Origin of the sequence: Desulfatibacillum alkenivorans DSM 16219 (assembly GCF_900142135.1) — a bacterium.
Lineage (GTDB): Bacteria > Desulfobacterota > Desulfobacteria > Desulfobacterales > Desulfatibacillaceae > Desulfatibacillum > Desulfatibacillum alkenivorans.
In genome coordinates, this window is record NZ_FQZU01000014.1 from 99,818 (window position 1) to 123,901 (window position 24,084).

At 55.5% G+C, this 24,084-nt stretch carries 17 protein-coding genes; 15 read left to right on the top strand and 2 right to left on the bottom strand.

Annotated elements, in window-relative coordinates; all coding sequences use genetic code 11:
* Positions 1-251: 251 nt before the first annotated feature.
* Positions 252-1,793, bottom strand: a complete 1,542-nt coding sequence (locus BUE18_RS12970; protein ID WP_073476358.1) for a sigma-54 interaction domain-containing protein — start codon at positions 1,791-1,793, stop codon at positions 252-254.
* 380 nt (positions 1,794-2,173) lie between these two features.
* On the opposite strand from BUE18_RS12970, the gene BUE18_RS12975 reads away from it, so the two are divergent.
* The 10 genes from BUE18_RS12975 (at position 2,174) to BUE18_RS13020 (ending at position 13,645) form a co-directional block, all read left to right on the top strand.
* Positions 2,174-3,349 (top strand): acyl-CoA dehydrogenase family protein, encoded by a 1,176-nt coding sequence (locus tag BUE18_RS12975; protein ID WP_083610993.1) that lies wholly within the window; start codon positions 2,174-2,176, stop codon positions 3,347-3,349.
* 62 nt (positions 3,350-3,411) lie between these two features.
* Entirely contained in the window at positions 3,412-5,118 is a 1,707-nt protein-coding gene (locus BUE18_RS12980) for an AMP-binding protein (protein WP_073476359.1), read from the top strand.
* A 40-nt stretch (positions 5,119-5,158) separates the two neighbouring features.
* Positions 5,159-6,709: an acyl-CoA carboxylase subunit beta gene (locus BUE18_RS12985; protein ID WP_083610994.1), complete on the top strand. Its 1,551-nt coding sequence runs from the start codon at positions 5,159-5,161 to the stop codon at positions 6,707-6,709.
* Positions 6,710-6,732: 23 nt separating this feature from the next.
* On the top strand, positions 6,733-8,289 hold the full coding sequence (locus tag BUE18_RS12990) for an acyl-CoA carboxylase subunit beta (protein WP_083610995.1): 1,557 nt from the start codon (positions 6,733-6,735) through the stop codon (positions 8,287-8,289).
* A 49-nt stretch (positions 8,290-8,338) separates the two neighbouring features.
* The gene (locus BUE18_RS12995; RefSeq protein WP_073476361.1) at positions 8,339-8,581 is read left to right on the top strand and encodes an acetyl-CoA carboxylase; all 243 of its coding nucleotides are present in this window, start codon (positions 8,339-8,341) and stop codon (positions 8,579-8,581) included.
* Between the two features lie 45 nt (positions 8,582-8,626).
* Positions 8,627-9,121, top strand: a complete 495-nt coding sequence (locus tag BUE18_RS13000; RefSeq protein WP_073476363.1) for a MaoC family dehydratase — start codon at positions 8,627-8,629, stop codon at positions 9,119-9,121.
* A gap of 38 nt (positions 9,122-9,159) precedes the next feature.
* Positions 9,160-9,945 (top strand): TIGR03084 family metal-binding protein, encoded by a 786-nt coding sequence (locus tag BUE18_RS13005; RefSeq protein ID WP_073476365.1) that lies wholly within the window; start codon positions 9,160-9,162, stop codon positions 9,943-9,945.
* 81 nt (positions 9,946-10,026) lie between these two features.
* Complete coding sequence (locus BUE18_RS13010; RefSeq protein ID WP_083610996.1) at positions 10,027-11,199, top strand: acyl-CoA dehydrogenase family protein; 1,173 nt, start codon at positions 10,027-10,029, stop codon at positions 11,197-11,199.
* Between the two features lie 65 nt (positions 11,200-11,264).
* Positions 11,265-12,464, top strand: coding sequence for an acyl-CoA dehydrogenase family protein (locus tag BUE18_RS13015; protein ID WP_073476367.1), 1,200 nt, complete (start codon positions 11,265-11,267; stop codon positions 12,462-12,464).
* 59 nt (positions 12,465-12,523) lie between these two features.
* Positions 12,524-13,645, top strand: a complete 1,122-nt coding sequence (locus tag BUE18_RS13020; RefSeq protein WP_073476369.1) for an acyl-CoA dehydrogenase family protein — start codon at positions 12,524-12,526, stop codon at positions 13,643-13,645.
* A gap of 444 nt (positions 13,646-14,089) precedes the next feature.
* Here BUE18_RS13020 and BUE18_RS13030 read toward each other — a convergent pair whose 3' ends face one another.
* Positions 14,090-15,016, bottom strand: a complete 927-nt coding sequence (locus BUE18_RS13030) for an ABC transporter substrate-binding protein (RefSeq protein WP_170868358.1) — start codon at positions 15,014-15,016, stop codon at positions 14,090-14,092.
* A gap of 325 nt (positions 15,017-15,341) precedes the next feature.
* Here BUE18_RS13030 and BUE18_RS13035 point away from each other — a divergent pair, with 325 nt between their 5' ends.
* The 5 genes from BUE18_RS13035 (at position 15,342) to BUE18_RS13055 (ending at position 23,993) form a co-directional block, all read left to right on the top strand.
* Entirely contained in the window at positions 15,342-18,503 is a 3,162-nt protein-coding gene (locus BUE18_RS13035; protein ID WP_073476374.1) for a hypothetical protein, read from the top strand.
* 87 nt (positions 18,504-18,590) lie between these two features.
* Positions 18,591-21,128 carry a TonB-dependent receptor plug domain-containing protein gene (locus tag BUE18_RS13040; protein ID WP_073476376.1) on the top strand — a complete coding sequence of 846 codons (2,538 nt, stop codon included), beginning with the start codon at positions 18,591-18,593 and terminating at the stop codon, positions 21,126-21,128.
* Between the two features lie 25 nt (positions 21,129-21,153).
* A complete protein-coding gene (locus BUE18_RS13045) occupies positions 21,154-22,044 on the top strand; it encodes an ABC transporter ATP-binding protein (protein ID WP_073476377.1) in 891 nt (296 codons plus the stop codon).
* Positions 22,045-22,065: 21 nt separating this feature from the next.
* On the top strand, positions 22,066-22,734 hold the full coding sequence (locus tag BUE18_RS13050) for a hypothetical protein (RefSeq protein ID WP_073476379.1): 669 nt from the start codon (positions 22,066-22,068) through the stop codon (positions 22,732-22,734).
* Entirely contained in the window at positions 22,734-23,993 is a 1,260-nt protein-coding gene (locus BUE18_RS13055) for a DUF4857 domain-containing protein (RefSeq protein WP_073476381.1), read from the top strand. Before BUE18_RS13050 ends, BUE18_RS13055 begins: the two co-directional genes overlap by 1 nt.
* Positions 23,994-24,084: the final 91 nt, after the last annotated feature.

Here is a 24,084-nt window from a genome sequence, read left to right on the forward strand (position 1 = left end):
ACCAAATACAAAAGGTCCCAAAATCAAGATAATAAAATTTGTCAATGGGTAAACGAATAAGAATGATTTTTTATTTTCAATAAAACCAATTCTTGGTGATAAATAAAACAGAACAGGATTATTACAAGTAAAGTTGAAATACATACTATGATGTTGCAGCTATTATATGTATCATACCTCCGCGCTATCCACAAATTTAGTAACGTCCATATTAACATTAAACAATGATAGCAAATCATCTTTTTTATCATCTACCCTCGGATTTTTCGTTGCGCCCTGGAGAAGGGTATTTTCAGTTTAATCATTTTATTACGCAAGGTGCTGGGGTTGACTCCCAGGATTTTGGCCGCGCCGTTCGGGCCGCTGATCCGTCCGTTGGTGCGGTCCAGCGCACGCATAATGTGCGCGGATAGGAGGTCGTCCAGGGAAAGGAGTTCGCTTGGCCGGCTCTCCTCGGATTTTTTTGGGGGCTCCAAGGACACTGCATGGAAGGTGGAGAAGGACAAGGGCCCCCTGCGATTGACGATGAGTTCCCGTTCCACGGCGTTTTCCAGCTCGCGCACGTTGCCCGGCCAGTTGTAATCCATGAGCATGTCAATGGCGTCGCCGCCCAGGGATGGAATGGGGTGGATGGAAAGGGACCGTGATTTTTTCTGGATGAAATGATCCACCAGGGCCGGGATGTCGCCCTTTCTGGCCCGAAGCGGGGGGATGACAATGGGAAAAACGTTGATGCGAAACAGGAGATCCTCCCGAAAGGCGCCTTCCTTGACCATGTTTTCCAGGTTTCTGTGGGTGGCGGCCACGATCCTGACGTCCATACGGATGGGCTCGGATCCGCCCACCCGTTCTATTTCCATGTTTTCCAGGACGCGCAGCAGCTTTACCTGGATGTCGGGCTTGAGCTCTCCGATCTCATCCAGAAAAATCGTCCCGTGCTGGGCGCGCTCAAAACGGCCTCTTCGCCGGGTGATGGCGCCCGTAAAAGCGCCTTTTTCGTGGCCGAACAACTCGCTGTCCACCAGGGTTTCGGGAATAGCCCCGCAATTCACGCAGATAAAAGGCCCATCCCGCCGGGCGGACATCTTGTGGATGGCGCCGGATATGAGCTCCTTGCCCACGCCGGTTTCTCCGTTTATCAGGACGGGGCTGTCCATGGGCGCCACCATTTCTATGAGATTGGCCACGTTTTTCAGCCCAAAGCTGTGGCCTACGATTTCCTCCAGGGCGATCCCGCCCCGGGTGTCCACGGCCGTGTTGTCCAGCGTTCTCTGGAGCTTGATGATTTCCTGGCCAAGCAAATAATGGTCCAAAGCCTTGGCGAAAGGCTCCTTCAGCATGGAAAACAAATCCAGATCCCTCTGCGTATAGCGGTCCCGGTCCGCGCTGATGAGCGCTGCGATGGCTATGCGCACTCCATCTTTTTCCAGAAAAACCACCAGGTTTGAAAAATCCTGACCGCTTATCTCCTGAAAATAATAGCCCACCGGATCGTCTTCCGGACGGTTGATGATCCGGGCGTCCGGCAGGGGGGATTTTTTCCATTGGGTGCGGGTGTCCACAGGGATGCTGATGACGGATTTCGCGATGAGATCGGAATGGATGCCGCCGTCATGATCCCAGATAATGGGCCTTGCCGACTTGAGAGAGGGCTCCAACTGGATGACGGCCAGCCCTTCCGCAGGCATGTACCGTTTTAGGGCCTGCCGGCACTGGCGTACTGCGCGGAAAAGGTCCAGGTTGGCGTTCAGGGGATGGGAGGTTTCCCGAAAAAAGGCGTTTGGGTCGACCACGGGCAAGGCTCCTTGGTTTAAATTCGCCGTATTCGGCGAATTTTAATTACCGAACGAATTATGGGGATGTAAAACCCCTTAAAATTCCTGGAGAAATGAAAGGTCAGAAAATTTCTTGACGCAGCCTATCAAATTTTCGCCATATTTGGCAACCCATTTTCGCCGTATTCGGCTAAAATGCCCAACTTCCTTATAAGAAATCAATCGCACCAGATACAAATTATTAATATTATTATTTATTTCTCTTAGGCACGGTTTGTGCTTAATCCAATAACACTATCTCCATCCCCCGGATTCCTGGTCTTGAACGGGCGGCGTTTTCCCTGCAGGCGAATGTGCTTTCACAAACAATTTCCAGCCGATCGGAGGGGCGACAAACCATGGCGAGCAACTCACAAGTCAAATCGGTCAATCAAATCCACTTCACCAAAGAACACGACATGATCCGCAAGTCGGTGGCCGACTTCGTAAAAAAGGAGATCAACCCCAATATCGATGAGTGGGAGGAGGCCGGCGCCACCCCCTTGAAGGAGTTGTTCAAAAAAATGGGGGATCTGGGTTTTTTAGGCATCCGGTACGATCCCAAGTACGGCGGCCAGGGGCTCGACTATTGGTACGAAACAGTTTTTCTGGAAGAGCTGGGCCGAATCCGGGGTTTGGGGCTTGCCATCGCCATTTCCGTGCAGACCAACATGGCCACGCCGGCCATTGACGAGTTCGGGAGCGAATACCTCAAGGACAAGTATCTTCGGGGCGCCATCGCAGGAGATCTGGTGGGGGCCATTGCGGTCACCGAACCGGCGGCGGGCTCCGACGTGTCCGCGCTGCAAAGCACCGCCAGAAGGGATGGAAGCAGCTACGTCCTCAACGGCTCCAAGATGTTCATCACCAATGGAACCCAGGCGGATTTCTACACTCTTCTGGCACGGACCAGCGACGAGCCCGGCTACCACGCCTTCAGCCTGTTTGTGGTTCCGGCCGATCTGCAGGGGGTGCATGTCAGCCGCAAGCTGGAAAAAATCGGGGTCTGGTGCAGCGACACGGCCGAGCTTTTTTTTGATGACGTGAGAATACCCGCCGAAAACCTCATCGGCCAGGAGGGGGAAGGCTTCATCTACCAGATGCGCCAGTTCCAGCACGAGCGCTTCTCCCTGCTGCCCCCCATCTACACCGCCGCCCGGGAAATCATCGACATGACGGTGGATTATTTAAAAGAGCGGGTGGTCTTCGGAAAGCCGCTGATCAAAAAGCAGGCGCTTCAGCACCAGTTGGTGGATTGGATCACGGAAGTCGAATGCCTGAAGCACCTCTCCTATGAAATCGTACGCATCAAAATGGCCGGCCTGGACGCCTCCAGGGAGATTTCCATGGGCAAGCTCTACGCCGGACGGATTTTCAATTCCATGGTCGCCGGGTGCCTTCGCATGCACGGCGGCATGGGCTTTATGAAGGAAATGCCTATCTCCCGGTACTATCGGGACTCCATAGGCTTGGGCATCGGTGGGGGCGCCGACGAGGTCATGAAGGACGTGATCGCCAAGCTCGAAGGATTTTAGTCCAGGATTCAATCTCAATATCGGAAGCAACCCAACCGGAACTGAAGATTAAGGAGGGAAGAATGGCAATGGAGCAGATATGGCGAAAATCCTATGGCAAAGAAATTCCTGATCTGGATCCGAACCTTTTTGAAACTGACGGGGTAACGGTCATCAATGAATCCATGGCCCGGTTCAAAAAGAATACGGCCATGATTTTTATGGGCGTGAGGATTACCTACGGCGAGATCGACGCCTACGCCGACCGTTTCGCCCGCATGCTGATCAAGCAGGGGTTCCGCAAGGGGGACGTGGTGGGAATTAACCTGCCCAATATCCCGGAGTACGTCATCGCCTGGCTGGGAATCATGCGGGCCGGGTGCATCAGCTCCGGCGTGTCGCCGCTTTTATCTCCCAAAGAATTGGAGCATCAGCTCAACGACGGCGAGATCAAGGGCCTGGTGACGCTGGATGCGCTTTTCGTCCATCGGGTGGCGCCCATGGCCGACCGTCTGCCCCACCTCAAGCTGGTGGTGGGGGCGAGCGTGGCCGGCTTCCTGCCCAAGATCAAGCAGATTTTGGGCAAACTGCTGAAAAAGATCCCCTCGGGCAAGCTGCACTCTCTTCCCGGAAAGACCGTCATGGCCTTCTCCTCGATCCTCAAAGATCCGGAATACGCAACAGGGTCCATTGAAGTGGAGCTGGGGCCGAACGACGCAGCCTATCTGATGTACACCGGGGGCACGACAGGGCCGTCCAAGGGCGCCGTTCTGACCCACAGAAACTTCGTCTCCGAATTGCTGCTCACCACCCATTATATGGAATGGACCGGCCTCCAGGTCGGGATCATGTCGGCCTTTCCCATGTTTCACATCGCCGGCCTCATGGTCAACGCCTTCGCCATCTATTGCGGCATGACCCAGATGATGCTGCCGGACCCTCGCAACGTGAACATGATCATGGATTTTCTGGAAAAGGAGAAGCCGTACATTTTCGGCAATGTCCCTTCCATCTACTACATGCTGCTTGCCCAGCCCCGGTTTAAAACCATCGATCATTCAGGCCTGGCCCAGTGCGTTTCCGCTGCCGCGCCTTTTCCCGTGGACTCCCAAAAGCAGTTGGAGGCCGTTATCGGCCAGGGAAAGCTCATCGAGTTGTACGGGATGACCGAGACCACGGGGGTGGCGGTCATGAATCCGCTCCACGGGGAAAAGAAATTGGGCTCCGTCGGCCTGCCGCTTCCCAATACGGACGTCAAAATCGTGGACACCGCCACCGGCGAGGAGGCGCCTTTGGGCGAGCCGGGCGAAATCCTGGTCCGCAACCCCATGATCATGCAGTCCTATTTCAAAAAGCCCGAAGAAACCCGGAAAGCCTTAGACGCCGAGGGATTCATGCACACCGGCGACGTGGGATTCATGGACGAGGACGGGTACATCACCCTGGTGGACCGGACCAAGGACATGCTCATTGTGAGCGGCTTCAAGGTTTTTTCAAAAAAGGTGGAAGACATCATGGCGGACCATCCGGCCATTGAGATCATGGCCCTGATCGGCGCGCCGAATCCCGACAGGCCGGGTTCGGAGGTGGCCAAAGCCTTTGTCACGCTGGATGCGGAATACACTTTTGACGGCGACCAGGAGGCTTTGAAAGCGGACATCATTAGCTTCGCCAAGGAACACCTGGCGCCCTACGAGGTTCCCAAGGAAATCGAGATCATCGAGGAAATGCCCCTCACGAGCGTGGGCAAACTGGACAAAAAAGTGCTTCGGGCAAACGTTGGGGCCTGAGGCGATTTATTAGGATATCCTACGAAGAAAGGAAGAACCAATGGGAAAATGGATGGACGGGTTCATGGACCGGCTGGCAGCGGTTCATGAGCAGAACCTGGAAGGAGGAGGTCAGGATCGCATCGACCTGCAGCACAGCCTGGGCAAACTCACGGCCCGGGAGAGGATCGATCTTCTGGTGGACAAGGGTTCGTTCATGGAAATGGGCGCCCTGGTGCGGGATTTCCGGGAGGCCTCCGGCAAGATATCCAAGCCCACCCCGGCTGACGGCGTTGTCATGGGAGGGGCGGAAATCGCGGGCCGGCAGATCATGGTTTACTCCCTGGACTTTACGGTCTTGTGCGGCGCTTTGGGGGATCAAGGGGCCTGGAAGATCGCCGAACTGGTGGACATGGCCGGCAAGGAGCAGGTTCCCATCATCGGGATGTTCGACGGTGCAGGCTCCCGCATGAGCCTGAAAAACGGCGCCATCGGCTTGTACGGCTATGCAAAGCTGATTCGCAACTACTGCCTGTACTCCGGGGTGATCCCCCGGATTTCCCTGGTTCTGGGGCCCTGCACCGGCCCCATGGCCCAAATTCCCGTCCTGTCCGATTTCACCATCATGAACGAAAACACGGGATTCATGTGGCTGGGAGGCGAACGGAAAAGCGAGGACGCGGGAAACGCGGACTTCCACATGGAGGAAAGCGGCCAGGTGGACCTTCTGGCCGGCAGCGATGAGGAGGCCATGGAGCTCACGCGGCGCCTGCTGGAATTCATGCCGCAAAACTGCTGGGAAAAGCCTTTGGCAATCGCCTCGGACGACGACCCGGATCGCCGCGAGGAGGAACTGCTCACCATCATGCCGGACAATCCCAAGTTCACCTATGACATGCACGAGGTCATAGAGCTGATTGTGGACAATGGGGAGTTTTTTGAGATCAAGGAGGATTTCGCGCCCAACCTGATTGCCGGATTCGCCCGGTTTGACGGCATGCCCGTGGGGATTGTCGCCAGCAACCCGGATGAACTGAGCGGCATCATGGAGCCGGACTCCTCGGACAAGTACGACCGGTTCATGATGTTTCTGGACACGTTCAACATCCCCCTCATCAATATTTCCGACACCACGGCCTACCCGCCCGGCGATAAGTGGGAACGCCGGGGCGTGATCCGCCACGGCGCCAAAAACCTCCATGGATACGCCAACGTCACCACAGCTAAAATCACCATAGTGCTGCGCCGTTCCTACGGGGGGTCCAACATCACCATGGGCTGCTCGAAAATGGGGCCTGACTTTATTTTCGCCTGGCCCACAGCGGAGTTCGCTCCCACCGGTCCTGAATCCATTGTGCTTGCGGTGTTTCACAAGCAATTGGCCAAAGCCAAGGAGGACGGCAATTATGACGAAGTGTACGACTTTCTCCTGAGCACCCTTAGGGAGCAGTTCAGCGTCATGACCTTCGGCAAGGCTTACACCCATTACTACACGGTCAACGAAGTCATTGACCCCAGAGACACGCGGAAGCGCATCGTCAAAGCCTTGAAAGCATCGGCCAACAAGCGGGAACTCACCCCTAAAAAAAGAAGAGCCGTCAAACCGGCCTGATCAAGCAACGGGAGGAAAGAAGCATGGGCGCAACAATGGATGCAGCCATTCAAAAATATTTGGATATTCAGGAAAAAAACAAGCTGGGCGGCGGACAGGAGCATATTGACCGCCAGCATAAACGGGGCAAGCTGACCGCGCGGGAACGCATTGACATCCTGGTTGATCCGAACTCCTTCAAGGAAGTGGGAACCTGCGTAAACACCACAGGCGTGCGCATTGACGGCAGAAAGTCGGACGCCCCCTGCGACGGGGTGCTTTTCGGTACAGCCCGTATACACGGCAGAACCGTAATGGTCCATTCCGCCGACTTCACCGTCCTGGGCGGCTCCGGGGGAACCCAGACCCTCATGAAGCTGGCGAGGGGTAACGAGCTTGCCATCCAGTGGGGACTCCCCATGATCCACTTGATGGACTCTTCCGGCGGGCGCCTGGGCTATCAGGACGTGCCTTTCGCCGGCATAGACTGGTACTTTCGGACCCAAAGCCGGTACTCCGGGGTGATTCCCCAAATTACGGTGCTTATGGGGCCGTGCATAGCCGGCGGCGCGTATCTGCCCACCCTGTGCGACCTCTTGCTCATGAGCCGGGTTTCAGGCACCCTGTGGCTGGGCGGACCTCGCCAGACTCAGGCGGCCACGTCGGAAGTCTATGACGAAAACGTGGGCGGCGCCGACTATCACATGCAATATACAGGCACCTGCGACGCCGTGGGCAACGACGACAAGGAAACCCTGCTCATGTGCAGGGACATGCTCAGATACCTGCCATCCAATTACCGGCACAAGCCCCCCATGTGGGAAAAAACAGACGACCCACACCGGGAAACGCCCGAATTGACGAACATCGTCCCGGACGACTTTTCCCAGACCTATGACATGCACGACGTCATCAAGGCCATCGTGGATGAGGGCGAATATTTTGAAATCAAGGACGAATACGCCAAAAACCTGACCTGCTGCTTTTGCCGGTTCGACGGCCGCTCCGTAGGCCTTGTGGCCAACAATCCCAAATATCCCGGAAGCGCCCTGGATGTGGATGCCTGCGACAAATACTACCGCTTTCTGCAGCTTCTGGACGCTTACAGCATTCCTCTGGTGAATTTGGTGGACACGCCGCCGGTCGTTCCCGGGGAGGATGAAGAAGTGCGCGGAGTGCTCAGGCACATTGGCAAGGTTCTGGACGTCTACGCCACGGCGACCATACCCAAAATCGGGGTGGTGCTCAGGCAATCCTACGCCGACGCCGGCAGCCTGTTTATGAGCGGGCTCAAGGGAATGGGCGCGGATATCACCTACGCCTGGCCCATCGCCCAGTTTGCGGTGGAGGCTTCCACCATGGACTACAAGGAGGTCCTGGGAGATTGCATCGAGGAGGACGTGCGGGAGACTTTCTGGAAATACTCCAGGGAAAAAGTCGACGCCTTTGATACGGCCATGTCCTGGTCCAACCAGATGGTGGACGAAATCATTCTGCCCAAGGACACAAGAAAAATGATCATCGAGGCCCTGACCATCACCGAGGACAAGGAAGAAACCCTGCCCGAAAGACGCAAGCGGCATGGTTCGGCGCCGTCCTGATTTGCGCGAAAAAAACATTCATATTCTGAAATTCCCATAGGAGGCGCGCATGGCGAAGAAACAAGTCAAAGCAAAGATGTCCGGCGTATTTTACCGCAGGCCCGCTCCCGAGGAGCCCCCTTATTGCGAAGTGGGGGACGTGGTGAAGAAAAAACAGGTGCTGGGGCTTTTGGAAACCATGAAGGTATTTCAAAAGGTCAAATCCACGGCGGACGGAACCATCGTGGAAATCCTTGCGGAAAATGAACAACCCCTCAAAGACGGAGACGTGATGTTTGTCATTGAAACCTGATCTCCCGTTCAGGAGGAAGGCGAATAATTTGGAAAGGAGGGCGCCATGGTAGGAAAAGTTGAGGTTGTTGTGAATGAGGAAAATAAAAAGGTCTGCCGCATAACCTCTCACCGGAGGACTCTATCTGAAACGGACATTGTCAATTTCGTCAACCTGATCGGACTGCACGAGCCCCCATTTATCGATATGGAGTTTGTGCAGCAAACCCTGCCGGGCCTGCATAATAAAAGGTTCGCCCCCGCGCCCTTGCTGATTTCGCTGGGTATGGGCCTCATTGCAACCAGAATCATGGACGTGATCGACACCCTGGCCCAGGAGGAAAATCTGGGCGCCTTCCACGGCATGGTGGGGCTGGAGGCTGTGGTGAAATATCCGGCTTTTCCCGGCGACACCCTGCAGGTGGAGGTGGAGGCCTATGTGGACCGCGTGACGTCAAAAGGCAAGTATCTGGTGAACCTGAAGCACGTTTTGAAAAACCAGGACGGCATCCCGGTCACCATTTTCACCGAAAAGGTCATGTTCGAGCCAAAGGAGAGCTGAAAGCGGCCAAAAAATCAATCCAATACAGGAGTGCATTCATGAAGGCAATCTGCGAGGACCTGGCCGCCGAAGGCCAGGCATTGGACGATATTGTTGCAAACATCAGCGACGAACAGTGGGGCATTGTAACGCCGTTTGACGGCTGGACCGTCAAGGCGGAAATCTCCCACATTGCTTTTTTTGACTATTTCGCCCGGTTGTCCGCTTCGGACAAAGAGAGTTTCGACATGGAAATGACCAAAATGATCGAAAATTTCGACCGGCTTTTTGAAGTCACCCTGGAGCCCGGCATGAACCGGAGCAACCAGGAACTTCTTGCGTGGTGGAGGGCGGAGCGCAAGGCCATGATCGACGCCTACCTGGCTTGCGATCCCAAGCAGCGCCTTCCCTGGCATATCCCCATGAGCGCCCGATCCTCCGCAACGGCAAGGCTTATGGAAACCTGGGCCCACGGCCAGGATATTGTGGACGCCCTGGGCGTCAAGCGGGAAGCCACCGACCGTTTGAAGCACATCGCCCACCTGGGCGTGGCCACCTTTGGCTGGAGCTTCAAGGTTCGGGATCTGACGCCTCCTGACGCTCCGGTGCGGGTGGAATTGACCGGCCCTTCCGGCGATTTGTGGACCTGGGGCGAGGAGACGGCCGCAGACAAAATTACGGGCGGCGCCGAGGACTTCTGCCTGGTGGTAATCCAGCGCAGGCATTTCAAGGACGTTAATCTGGAAGTGATTGGGGACGCGGCGGAAAAATGGATGTCCGTGGCCCAAATATTCGCCGGCCCTCCGGCGGAAGGCCCCAAGCCAGGGTCTTTTCCCAAGCCCTGAAAATCTGACTGAAGGCGGCAGCCTTTAAACCGCCAATTAACCCAACTGCTTATTCCAAAAACAAAAATAGAGGGGGAAGCCATGACAACGCAAAATATCAAGACGGCAGACCAGATGTATTTCACCAAAGAGCATGACTTGGTTCGAAAATCGGTTCGGGATTTTGTGAAAAAGGAAATCGCCCCCAACCTGGACGAATGGGAGGAAACCGGAGAAACGCCCCTGCACGAGTTGTTCAAAAAAATGGGAGACCTGGGATTCCTGGGCATCCGGTACGATCCCAAATACGGCGGCCAGGGACTGGATTATTGGTACGAACTGGTTTTTCTGGAGGAACTGGCCCATATTCAGGGCCTGGGCCTGCCCGTGGCCATTGCGGTGCAAACCCACATGGCCACGCCCGCCATTTATGAATTCGGCAGCGAATATTTAAAGGAGACCTACCTGGTCCCGGCCATAGCGGGCGACATGGTGACCTCCATCGCCGTCACTGAGCCGGGCGCCGGGTCCGACGTGAGCGCCCTGGCCACTACCGCAAAGAAAGACGGAGACCATTACGTCATCAACGGGTCCAAAACCTATATCACCAACGGAACCCAGGCGGACTATCTCACGCTGCTCGCCCGCACCAGCGACGACCCCGGATATCATTCCTTTAGCCTGTTCGTGGTTCCCACCAACCTGCCGGGCTTCCAGGTCAGCAAGAAGCTCGACAAACTGGGTATGCGCAGCAGCGACACGGCCGAGCTCTTTTTCGACGACGTGCGCATCCCCAAGGAAAACCTCATAGGCCGGGAAGGCGAGGGCTTCATCTACCAGATGCAGCAATTCCAGCACGAGCGGTTTTCCGCCATCCCCGGAGGCTACATCGTGGCAAAGGACATCATCGACCTGACGATTGACTATATCAAAGGGCGCGTTGTGTTCGGCAAGCCCCTAATAAAGCGCGAGCTTTTGCAACATCGCCTGGCCCAATGGCTGACCGAGATCGAGTGCCTGAAATCCCTGACCTATCACATCGTCCAGATGAAAATGGCGGGCCTGGAATGCACCCGGGAGATTTCCATGGGCAAGCTGAAGGCCGCCAAGGTCTTGCAGGGAGTCGCTGCTGACTGCATCCAGATGTTCGGCGGCATGGGATTTATGAACGAAGCCCTGATTACGCGCTTTTATCGGGACGCCCGCATTATTTCCGTCGGCGGCGGGGCTGACGAAGTCATGTGCCAGGTGATCGCCAGGCTCGAAGGCTTCTAAAAACGCCTACGCGCCGAATTTAATCCGAGAAAGGCCTGATTTCACGGATCAAAAAAGGAGCAACTATGGAGTTTCAATTCACGGAAAAGGAATTGGCTTTCAGAGCCGAGCTGGAAGAATTCATCAAAAGCGCCCTGCCCCCGGACTGGCAGGAAAGAGCCAGAAGCTGGCCCGGCGGATACGGCGCCATGGAATATGATTCCGAACAGGATCGGAAGGACGCGGAAAGTTTTAAGCAAAAAATGGTGGATGAAGGATGGTTTACGGTCTCCTGGCCCAAGGAATACGGAGGCCGGGGCCTTTCCAACATGGAGCAGGCCATCTATTTTGAGCGCACCAGCTACTATCGCGCCCCCTCTTTGAACATTGCCACGGCCATCATGGGCCCCACTATCCTGCAAATAGGCACGGAGGAAAACAAGGAGGACTGGGTCCCTGGAATCGCCAAGGGCGAAATTGAAATGTGGCTGGGTTACAGCGAGCCCGACGCAGGGTCCGACCTGGCTTCCATCCGGACCACGGCCGTCCGTGAAGGAGACGAATACGTCCTCAACGGCCAGAAGATCTGGAGCAGCCTGGCCCACGCCTCCAATTACGGCTGGGTCATCGCACGCACCGACCCGGACGGGCATCGCCACCGGAGCGTGAGCATTATCGTCGTGGACAACAATACCCCCGGGGTCGCCATTCGTCCTCTCATAAACATCATAGGGGTGCACTCGTTCAATGAGGTGTTCTTTGACAATGTGCGCGTGCCCGCCCGAAACCTCATAGGGCAGGAAAACATGGGCTTTTACTACCTCATGACGGCCCTGGATTTTGAAAGGCTTATTGTAAATATCGGCGCCTTCAAGCACGGGCTGGAAATGCTTTGCGGCTACGTAAAACGGACGGAGCGGGGCGGCAAGCCTCTCGGCGCAGATCCCCACGTGAGAAGGAAGCTGGCCGAAATCGCCGCAAGGGTGGAGATTGCCTATCTTTTTTATTGGAGAACCGCCACCCTGCTGGACCAGGGGAAAATTCCCAGCGTGGAGTCCTCGGCCCTCAAACTGGTCACCACCGAACTGAGCCGGATGCTGGCCAACGCCAGCATGGAAATTCTCGGTCCGTACAGCATGTTGATGGACCCTGCCCAGGGCGCGCCCATGAACGGCATGGCGCCCAGGGGATACCTGGACTGCATCTCCGCCACCATCGGCGCCGGAACCTCGGAGATTCAGCGCAATATCATCGCCACGCGGGGTCTTGGCCTGCCGTCCAAGTAACGGCTTGATAAACGGGATATTATCCTTCCCATAGGGAAAGCGATAAAAGGAGCGTATCAATGGATTTGGATTTGACCAAGGAACAAGGCTTTATCAAGTCGTCGGCCCGGGAATTTTTAAAAAAGGAATGCCCGGTGTCCACGGTGCGGGAAATGCGCGACGACCCGGAAGGCTTCTCCCGGAATGTCTGGAAAAAAATGGCGGTGCTGGGCTGGCAGGGGATCATGATTCCCGAGGAATACGATGGCATGGGAGGCGATTTTCTGGACCTCGCCCTCATCCTGGAAGCCATGGGCGAAGTCTGCTGCAACGGGCCTTTTTTCTCCACCGTGGCGCTGGGCGCTGCGGCCATTATTCAATGGGGGACCGAAGAGCAAAAAAAGGAACTGCTCCCCCAAATTTCCAAAGGGAATCTCATTTTGTCCCTGGCGGTCGCCGAAACGCATCAGTGGTACGGGCTGGACGGTATCCAGACCACGCTGACGGACACCGGCCAGGATCTGGTTCTTAACGGCGCCAAACTTTTTGTGGAGAACGCCCATATTTCCGACTACATCCTCTGCGTTGCACAGGGGCCGGGCGAGGGTTTAAGCGTGGTGATGGTGGATCCCCGCAGCCCCGGCGTCCAGTGCTCCCCCCTGAACACTTTTGCTTACGAAAAACAATGCAGTGCAACCTTTCACAATGTGCATATTCCCCGCGCCAACATCCTGGGAACGCTGGGAGCAATGCGGGAAGGCCTTGAAGGCCTCCAGGAGTTTGCCGCCCTGGCGAAATGCCTTGAAACGGTGGGCGTCATCCAGGCGGCCTTCGAGCAAAGCGTGGAATACGCCAAATCCCGAAAGCAGTTCGGCCGGGCCATAGGCAGCTTCCAGGCCATCCAGCACCACTGCGCCAACATGGTCGTGGATGTGGACGGCGCCCGTTTGATTTCCTATCAGGCGGCGTGGCGCGTCGCCCAGGGGCTTCCCGCCTCCGTGGAAATCTCCATGGCAAAGGCCTGGACCGGGGAAGCGGCCAAAAGGGTGACCGCCCTGAGCCACCAGATTCATGGGGCGATTTCATTTTGCGACGAATTCGACCTGCATTTTTATTATCGAAAGGCCAAGGCCTGCGAGACTGCCTTCGGCGACGTGCAGTATCATCTGGACAAAACGGCTGACCGGTTAGGGCTTGTGTAGATCAACATAAAGGGCGGAGCGACGGGACATGAAAATAGAAAACGACCTGACCAGAATGCTGGGCGTCCAATACCCCATTATCCAGGGAGCCATGGGGCTGAGGGGAACGGGGACCTCCAAAATCGCCGCGCCCGTTTCCGAGGCCGGCGGCCTGGGGATTCTCACCACAATCTGCTACAAGGACTCGGAGGAATTCCGGCATGGCTTTAGGAGACATTATAGGATGTCCCCTGAAACTGGAAACTGTTTGAAACTGCTGAAACTGAAATTCCTTTTATTTAGCCGTTCGCCTGAGGCTTTTGGTTTAATCCATTTTCCAAAAGCAAAAAGGCCGGACGCCCTTTCGGTAATCCGGCCTTTTTCCTTTTTTAGTCAAGGCGGAAGGATTTGCAGCGCAAAGGAAGCTCGGACCTGATTTTCCGGCGCTTTATTCCTTCCGGGACTCTACATTTCCAGGGCTTTGATCCACTTGTAAAGAATAGCGGGATACCCCAATGCGCTGGAATTGACGAATGCGGGCAGGCTGTATACGGCCATGGACCGGACAGCCGGGACGTTACGCAATTCCGGATCTCTCGCCAGCGCTTCCTTGAGGGCCTTTTGCCCGGCGTAAGAATCGCCGGTCATGACAATCACGTCCGGGTTGGCGACGCCCAAGTTGGTCAGCCGGCGCAGGGTGTAGTAACCGTGGGATTCCTTGGCTCCTTCCCGAAACATCCGGTTTCCCACGTTTTCGCAGCCCAGGGGCTCCAGAAGAAATCTGTCAGTGTATCCTTCGGGCGCCTCCACCTGCAAAAAGGACTTGCCGGTTTCTTCGCTGTATACGCCTTTAAGCACAACCACCTTCTTGCCCAAAGGCTTCTTGGGCATGGCTTTTTCAGCCTTGGCCGTCTTCTTTTTATATTCTTCCAACACCGACGCCGCGTTTTCCGGAACCCCTAAAACCGCGGCAATTTCCTGAACCGCTTTTTCCAGGCCTTCGCTGAAATCCACGAATTCCACGGTCATCCCGTGCTCTTTCAGCCTGTCCTCCAGCTTGACCATGCTTATGGTTGAATTCGCGCTGCAAGATCCGGCCCGGGACTCGGCGATCACCCGGGTGATTCCATGCTTTTTCGCCGTTTCCACCAAGAGGCTCGTATCCCCAAGCGTACGCGTGGGACACATGAGCGTGTCCGAAACCATCTCCAATTCTTTGGAGGCCGGCCAATGGGAGGATCGCACGCTCATAACCTCCGGAACCACCCCCAAATGATAAGCCACATCCACCAGGCGGTCCCCCACCATGACAATGGGGATTTTCTTGGGCGCCTTGGTTCCGTAGGCCAAAGCGCCGGGCGCCGCCAGACAAAGCGCTGCGATCATTACCATTAAAGGCGTCAGGAAACGGCGCCCGATCCCGATCTTTGTTCTATGCAGATAACCAACTGTACCCAATTCCGATCTTTGTAAGTGCTTCATGTGTTGCGCCTTCCGGTGATTAGAGTTTTTACAAGGGCCGCCGGGATGCAAATTAAGTTTCCTGGCGGCCTGTTTCCGTCCCCTGTTATTGTGTATGACTAAGTTTTTTTGTCAAGCCTAAAAATGATATTGACACAAAATAGATTTTTATATATCTAACTATCCCCATTGGAGCTTGGACTCCCGATGCTTTTTCCACAAAAAAATATAAAACTTGGGTAGATGGAGGAGGAAGATGAAGAAGGCTTTTCTGTATCAGGTTCTCATCCTGATTATTTTGGCCGCTTTGTTCGCCGGGTGCAGCAGCAGCGACAGCGATACAGTCACTACGAAGAAAAACAACAACGGAGGTGCCGCGGGCCTTGCCATCACAGGCGCTGTTCAGGACGGCCCCATTTCCGGGGCCCGAGTGTATCTGTACAGCCGCACCACGGGCGAAATTCTTAACTTGTGCGGCTCAACTCTGGGAGGCCCCTGCGAGGCGGAGACCGATGCCAATGGCGAATTTACCATGCGCATCGATCCTGACGCGGACCTGGACGATATTATGGTCGTGGCCATGGGCGGCGAGGACGTGGAAACCGGCGTGAATTTCGACGGTCTGGAGCTCAAGGCTCCGTTAGAAATGTTTGAAGGGACGGAAGTCTCGGTGACCCCCGCCACCACTCTCATCAGCTTGCGGCTGGAAGCCGGAGACGCCCTTGCCGACGTAAAGACCCGCGTAGCCCAGTGGTTGGGAGTTTCCGAGGAGGATTTGGACAATCTTCCCACAGAAGATCCCGACATGATGCAGCGCACCCTGTTCCTCACCCAACTGATATTGAGCAGGCTGTCCAATGGCGCGGACGACGCCTTTGGAGAGTTGTCGGAAAACGGAATTACCGGCCTCAACAACCTGTTCGGCGCGGACGGATCTTTGAATGAAACCGGGCTGGCGGACATTTTAAGCGGTGAAGAAGCCCTGATGGCCGCCTATTTTTACCAAGTTCTCAGCGCCAGCGCCGACCCGGAAGAGGCGTTCAAGGAAATGGAGTTGTCCCTGGCCATCACCAGGGCCATCATTCAGCTTCAGGACGCCGGAGAGTCTTTCGCCGATTTTGACATCGAGAGCGCGGACATTGCGACCTATTGGTCCAACGTGCGTCTGTTGGCCCAGGCCATTCTGACAGCCGGCGGAGATGACGGAATTCCTTTGGACGGCATGGTTCCCATGCTCCTCGCCAGGTATGTAATCGACGACTTGAGCCTGGACGAAATGGCGGACTTCCTGGTTTCGGAAGCTGATTTTCTCTCCTTGATCGCCGGGGTTTCCAGCGACGAAAATATTGCTGAAATCGCCAGCGACTCCACGGAATACAACGTGGAGGTAAAACTTACCGCCTCTGAATACCTTGGAGACGACAATCAGAAACGCCTGGAATACTACTACGGGTCCGACGTTTCCCACCTTTATGAAGCAGCGCAAGTGGTCCGCCACGTGCGGGATGACGAAGTCAACGACCAGGTCATGGTGGAGGTTCTCTCCGGAACGGCGGACGCCGGTTTGTTCAATGATGCGAAAGACATCGTCCTGACCAATGTCTGGCAGTCCGAATACCGGGGCGACGGTTGGCGCCGCCTGGCCCTGCGGCAAATCGAGCACGGGTATACCGCCGACGCCCTGGAATCCCTGGACAAGGCTTACTACTACTATAAGAGGGTGATCAACGCCAAGGGCGAGTCCAATATCGGAAACTCCGACACCACCAACCTACAGGGGATTTGCAACGGGTACCGCAAGGCCGGAGACAACGACGCGGCCTTGGGCGTTCTGGATTATATGGAAACCATCGCCCAGAACGAAAACACCATCACCACCTGGGGCCGCATGGCAGTAGGCGCCAGAAACGTGGCCATAGATATGATAGAGGCGGGCGATTATGGCTCGGCCCGGCCCATAATCGAGACGCTTTACGGGTACACCCAAAATTATCCGCCCAATGAGAAAAGCGGCAAGCAGTATTACAAGGCCAGGGTTTATTACATGAGTGAAACCGCCGAGCTGTACGCCGCCATCGGCGATGCGGACAAAGTTCTTGCTGTGGTTAACGCTGCGGAAGCCCTGCGCGCCAATGACGGCATTGAGAACCTGACCGCGGGCGAAACCTGGGTGTACGTTCCTTACATGGTGCTTTCCCTGTATCAAGCGGGACATGAGCAGGAAGCCTACGATCTGGCCCTGTCCATCCCGGACACTTACCAGAATTACGCAGGCTCCACCAAGAGCGCCGCGAGCTATCAGCAGACATGTTACAAATCCATGGCCGCCAACAAGGCGGCTAACGGCAGCGTGAACGAAGCACTGGACATCGTTGACAACAAGATCGACGCAGGCAGGGATCAAATTGAGGCCCTGACCTATTACGCCTCCAATGACGCCACTCCCTACGTTGGTTTGGCTCTCATCGAAGCGGGAAATACAGTAAGCGCCACAGCGGTTTTGGAAAAAGCCGCCGGCCTGGTGGACGACCTGACCGAAAGCACGGACTATTACAAATGGCTGTACAAGGTGCATCGGGGCTACGCCAAGGTGGGCGACCTGTATCACCGCAACGGCCAGGACTTCGAGGCCTTGTCCCAGTTATCCAAGGGCAAAGCCTACGCCGATTCCGGCATCGCATCCGTCGAATACAGGGTGGATTCCTACTGCTCCCTGGCGCAAGTCTATTTTGACATGGGCGAGACCGCAACGGCCGACAGCCTGATGGATTCCGCCATGGCTTTGATAGACGCCAACGCGTCCGCGGCCGATCCGGACGACGCCGCGGACATATACCGCTCCATCGTAATCCAGATGCTGGCAATGGGATACCGGGACGCCGCTCTTCCCGCGCTTCAATCGGCGGCGGAGCAGGCTGACGCCATCTTTACCGGCGCCACAGCAGAGGATGATCACGACGACGCCATAGACGACGAGGTGGGCCAGCTTATCTACATAGCCGGATACTATGTGGATGCGGGATTTTACGATACGGCCGCCACGATTCTGGACGCGGCTTTGATCACGGCCTACGAGTTTTACAACACCACGGACAAATATGACGCCATCGTGGATATCGTGGAAGCCTACGCCGCCGCCAAGGACTTTGACTCCGCCCTGAATGCGGCCAATTCCATCCCCTACACCAGCGACAGGAACGAGGCCCTTTTAATCATCGCCCAAACCATGTCGGAAGCGGACGATTTTCCGGACACGGCGGTCGCCACAGTGGACACGGACGGAGACGGCAAGCCCAACTTCTTCCATCCCCTGGCCACCGCCCAGGAGATTACGGATTCCGGCTTGGAATTGGATGACGACTCGGACGGAGACGGCATTGGAGACGGCGCCGACGCCCGTCCGCTTTTCGCCGGCTAAATCCGGCGCAAGGCGAATTAACCCGGCGGCCCTTTATCCCTCGGGGCCGCCGGTTTGTAATTTTGTTTCATGGAAAGCGGTATTATCATGTTTTGTAAAAATGTGTTCAAACGGGGTCTTGCCTGTTTTGCAGCAGCGTGCCTGCTGGCGGCGCCCTGCGCATCATGGGCGGAACAGGAGCCGGCGCCCCAGGATCAAGCCCAACCTGCTCCGGCAGGGGAGGACGCCGCCCAGGCGCCTCAGGTCGCCTACACCATGGAAGCTGTAGTGGTGAAGGACAAGGCCTCCAGCTCCGCCACCGGCGAGTCCGTCATTGACCAGGATTTGCTTCAAAACCTGCCCGCCGGAAACGGAAGCATCAATGAAATGCTCAAGGTGCTGCCTGATATCCAGTTCTCGGAGGATTCCCGCAGTTCACTTACGGGCGGAGAAATTCTGCCTCCCAACGTATCCATTTCAGGCGGGCGGTTTTACGAGAACAACTTTTCCATCGACGGGATTGGAAACAACAGCCTGTTGGACCCCGCCGCGGACAACCCCAACACCATGAACGACGTGCCGGGTCATCCCCAGGAGTTTTTCCTGGACGCAGACCTGGTGGAGCAAATCAAGGTTTACGATTCCAACGTACCCGCCAGCTACGGCGGCTTTACCGGCGGCGTGGTGGACGCAACCACCAAACGACCCGGTCTCAGGTATTCCGGCAGCGTCAAATACAGGACCACCCGGTCGGATTGGGCCTCCTTTCACATTGGCGGCGGCGAGACCGGGGAGTACGATTTTGAGCATTCGGACAGCTATCTGAAGCAGCCGGAATTTGAAAAGCACGAATTCGCAGCCATCTTCAACGCCCCCATCAACGATTCCATGGGCGTCATCGGCAGTTACAACACCTTATGGTCCGACATTCCCCTCCGCCACCTGGACGGAAGCAAAACCCAAACGCGGCGCAACCAGAATTTTTTCGCCAAATACGCCTGGGACCTTAACGACAGCAACTTTCTGGACATCTCCGCTGCCTGCGCCCCGTATGAAGGCAAATATTTTGTGCGCAACGCCATGAACAGCGATTACATAATCAAGGCGGGCGGCGCACGATTTCTGGCTGACTACACCCATGCCCCCTTGGATTCCGGCCCCTTGAAAGTCAAACTCTCGTACCGAGAAAGCGAGAACACCCGGGAGTCGCCCCAGCATTGGCGGCTTTGGGCCACTACCGACACCTTTTCGTGGGGAAAGATCAACGGTTCTGAAACCAGCGCGGAAGGCGGATTCGGCGACATTGAGAAAACCCAGAAAACCCTGACAACCAGCCTGGATAAAGAATTTAACGAGTTTGATACGTGGAGGATTCGGCACTCTCTCCAGGCGGGCTTCGAGTACGAACAAACCGCCGGAACATTCACCCGGGAGGACACGACATACGTGTACAAGGACGCCCGGATTTCGCCCGACATCATTTGCGACGACGACTGCTTTGACGCCGTGGCTTACGAACAGTTTTTCACCACCAGAAACGTGTATCCCGAGGATGACGCAGAAGCCAACATCAATCTGTACGCCTGGTATCTCTCGGACAAGCTGGATATCTGGCGCATTTCTATGACGCCCGGCCTGCGGGTGACTGTGGACGACTATATGGATAACGTGAACCTGGCGCCTCGGTTTTTTATGACTCTGGACGTTTTTGACAACGAAGACACGGTGCTTTCCTTCGGCGCCAACCGGTATTACGCGCGTGCGCTCCTCACTTACAAGTTGCGGGAAGCCAAAAAGCCCTTCTATCGCGAAACCCGCACTTCGTATCACAACCAACTGACCGATTGGGAGCTATCCTCCCTGTCCGGCTCCAGCACGTATTCCTACTCCGAACTGGACACCCCCCATTCGGACGAAATCGCTGTGGGAATCGACCAGGCGCTTTTAACCGGAACTTTTTCAGCCAAATACGTAAGCCGGGAAGGCAAGGACGAGTTCGCCCGGGACTATGGGCCCGTGCAGTCGGACGGGCTTCGGTATTTCACCATGACCAACGACGGAGAGAGCAGCCACGAAAGCTACCGGGCCTCCTGGGAAAAATCCTGGAAAAAGCATTTTCTTTCCATGAGTTGCAACTGGCAGGAAAGCAAGAGTTCCAACCCGGATTACGACACCACCCTGGAGGATGACGAAACCTCCAGCCAAATCTGGTATAAGGGCGACCTCATCTATCTTTCCGAACTGCCGGCGGCAAACTACAACCGGCCCTTTATCGGAAAGCTCACCTATTCCGGCAAGCTGCCCTGGGGATTCACCTTTACGAGCCACACCAGCTTCCGGGAGGGATATCTTCGCATCGAGGACACAGGAGACGTCAAGCCTTTGCCGGACGATGAAGGCGGCGTGGATCCCATAACCGGGGATTCCCTGGCTACGGAAGCAGCCGTGTACGACGAAGTTCAATACGAAGACGCCTGGATTTTCGACGTCAAACTCTCCTGGACTTGCAACTATTACAGGACCCAGAAGCTCACCCTGAGTGTGGAAGTGGAAAACCTCTTCGACGAAATCTCCCGGGTGGGAAGCGACAGCGAAGAATACGAAATGGGCCGCTTGTTCTGGGCGGAAGCCAAGTGGGAGTTTTAACCAAAACAGCAGGAAGAGCAAATTTATGGAACCAGTCATTCAATGCCGTAATCTGCGCCACAGCTACAACGGTAAAAAGCAGGTTTTGAACAACCTGAATTTTACGGTGGAGGCGGGAAAAATTTTCGGGCTCCTGGGAAAGAACGGCGCCGGAAAATCCACGACCATCAATATCCTCATGGGCTTTTTGGAACCCACCAGCGGGGATTGCCGGATATTCGGGGAGCCGTCCTATAACATCAGCCCCCAAACCCGCACCCGGATCGGGCTTTTGCACGAAGGCCACCTTCAGTACGAATTCATGAGCATCGCCCAAATTGATCGTTTTTACTCGGGATTTTACGCCAAGTGGAACCGGGATGTGTACTACGAACTCATGGAAAAGCTGGGGCTGCCCCACAACCATAAAATATTCCGCATGTCCTGCGGCCAGCGCAGCCAGGTGGCGCTTGGGCTCATCATGGCCCAGGACCCGGACCTCATGATTCTGGACGATTACTCCATGGGCCTGGACGCCGGGTACCGCAGGCTGTTTTTGGATTATCTGGCCAAATTCGTCCGGGAGCGAAAAAAGACGGCTTTGGTCACTTCCCATATTGTTCAGGATATGGAGCAGCTGGTGGACGACATCATTATTCTCAACAAGGGAAAGGTCATAGTCCAGTCCTCGTTAAAGGAATTCCAGCAAGGATTGAGGCATTACCGCTTCACATCCCCGGATAAAGGCAAGGGCCTGCACGCTGATGAGGTCATCGCCAATTTTGACGCCGTGGAAGACCAGGTGAACGTGTTTTCCTTTCACGACAAGGAAGCTGTGGAGGCAAGGCTTAAGGAATTGCAGATCACCAATTCAGCCTTGTCCGAGCGAAACATGACTCTGGAAGAGGCTTTCATAGGCCTGACCGGTAAATATTAAGGGACGGAGCGGAGTTTTCTCATGATCAAATCATTGTTCTACAAGGAATGGATCAAGCTGCGTTGGGTGCTGTTGGGCGCCGCCATCGTCACGGCCGGACTGCTTGTATACATCCTGCTGTCCGTGCGGGAGGTGATGGAATTCAAATCCGCCATGGACGCCTGGTACAATTACATTCATATTCAAAAAAACTTTTACACCGTCATAAAGTACAACGCCTTGGCCTGGGGCGCCATCTTCGCCTTCACTCAGTTTGTGTTCGAGACGAGGCAGCACAGGCTCAGGCTTTTGTTCCACCTTCCCCTGGCCCACAACCGGTCTTTGTATTGGATGATGGCTGCGGGGCTGGCGAGCCTGGCTGCGGTCTGCCTTCTCACCATGGGAGGCCTGGCCTGGATAACCCTGGCCCTTTATCCGGCCGAGGTTTTTACCAGCGTTCTGTGGACCATCGCGCCCTGGCTTGCCGCGGGCTTTGCAGCCTACTTTTGCATGGCCCTGTTTTTGCTGGAGCCTTCCTGGCAGCGCAAGGTTGCATTCCTCTTTTTGGGCTGCCTAGTAGGAATGCTTTTCTTTCAGGGAGGAGGATACGATGCCTACAAACACTCCCTGGGGGCGTATCTCGCCTTCGCTTTTGTCCTGGGCTTTGCGCCCCTGCTGCCTGCATTCCGGTTTAAGAGAGGAAGTTACTGATGTTGCGATTTTCAAGGCTGGCGCTTTGCGCCGTATTCATACTCACCTTGGCTTACGTCTTGCCCAACGCCTATTGGAAGGCTTTCGGCAAGTTCGAAAACAGGCCGTTTTTTCTGTACAGCATTATGCTGGATAAGTTTGTCTACAGCATTACCGACGAGCATTTTCAAACCAAATACCTGGACGAGGAAGGCAAAGAGTACTCCAGGAGGGAGTATAACGAAAACCTTCCGTTCTTCTACTACAACAACCTGGTTCGATGGGAGACGATTCCCAAATTCATAACCGATCTAGGCATTTCGTCGGCAGCCATCCGGCAGGAGCGGCAATTCGAAAAAATCAGGCCATCCAGTTTCGACGCCCCCCAGATAGATTTATACCCCCTGTTCGAATCGGAATCCGAGTTTTCCGGCCTGGACATGCCCGATTCCATGTTCCGCATTTCGGATCGTATGGAGTTTATCACGGCCAGAACCAATCAAGTGGATGAGGAGGCTTCGGAAAAGTACACCAAAGCCCTTAAAGGGGCCGGGTTCGCCTTTCCCGCGACGCACATCGCCGGCAACCCCACTACCCGCAAGGCATACGACCGGGGATATATGGTGTTGGATTCCGCCAATACGCTTTTTCACATCAAGCAGGTCAAGGGCGAGCCCTTTGTCAGGAACACCGGGCTTAAGCCGGAATTGGGCGTCAAATACCTTGACGTGGTGGAGAACATGGCCCGGGAGTTCATGGCCGTCATGGTCAACGGTAAGAACGAAATCATCCTCATCGCCCCCGAAGACTATTCCACCAGGGTTTTGCCCGTGACCGGATACGAGCCGGAGCGTATGACCTTTTACTTTATAGGCGATCCCCTGAATCGAAACCTCATGCTCACCTGGAAGGATGAAGAAACGCACACCTTCAATTACCGGTGCCTGTTAACGGACCGGGAGTATTACGTGGAGCGGGTTTTTGAAAAGGTGTTGGAGCGGGACGCTACAGCCGGGCTGCACAAGACTGCGGATCTTCTCTTCCCCTTTGTTCTGAAGACGGAAAAGCCCTCCAGTTCCTATGTGGCGGCGGACCTGGAAATAAGCGGCGTAAGCGCCTTTGTAGGAATAGGCTTGTGTTTGGCTTTGTTGTTCGGAATCCGGTTTCGGCAGCCCAACACAGTGGATAAATGGTTTGATTTGGGCATTGTAGCCTTCACCGGTATTTTCGGACTTCTGGCCGTGACTGCCGTAGGAAGCTTTCCTCGCACCAAGGTGTAAATCAGGCATGCCCTTCAACCGGTTGACAGCCTGGAGCGGCTCCGCCCCCTCGATTGGCGTTTTCCCGCCGAGCCTGCGCCAATATTTGCCG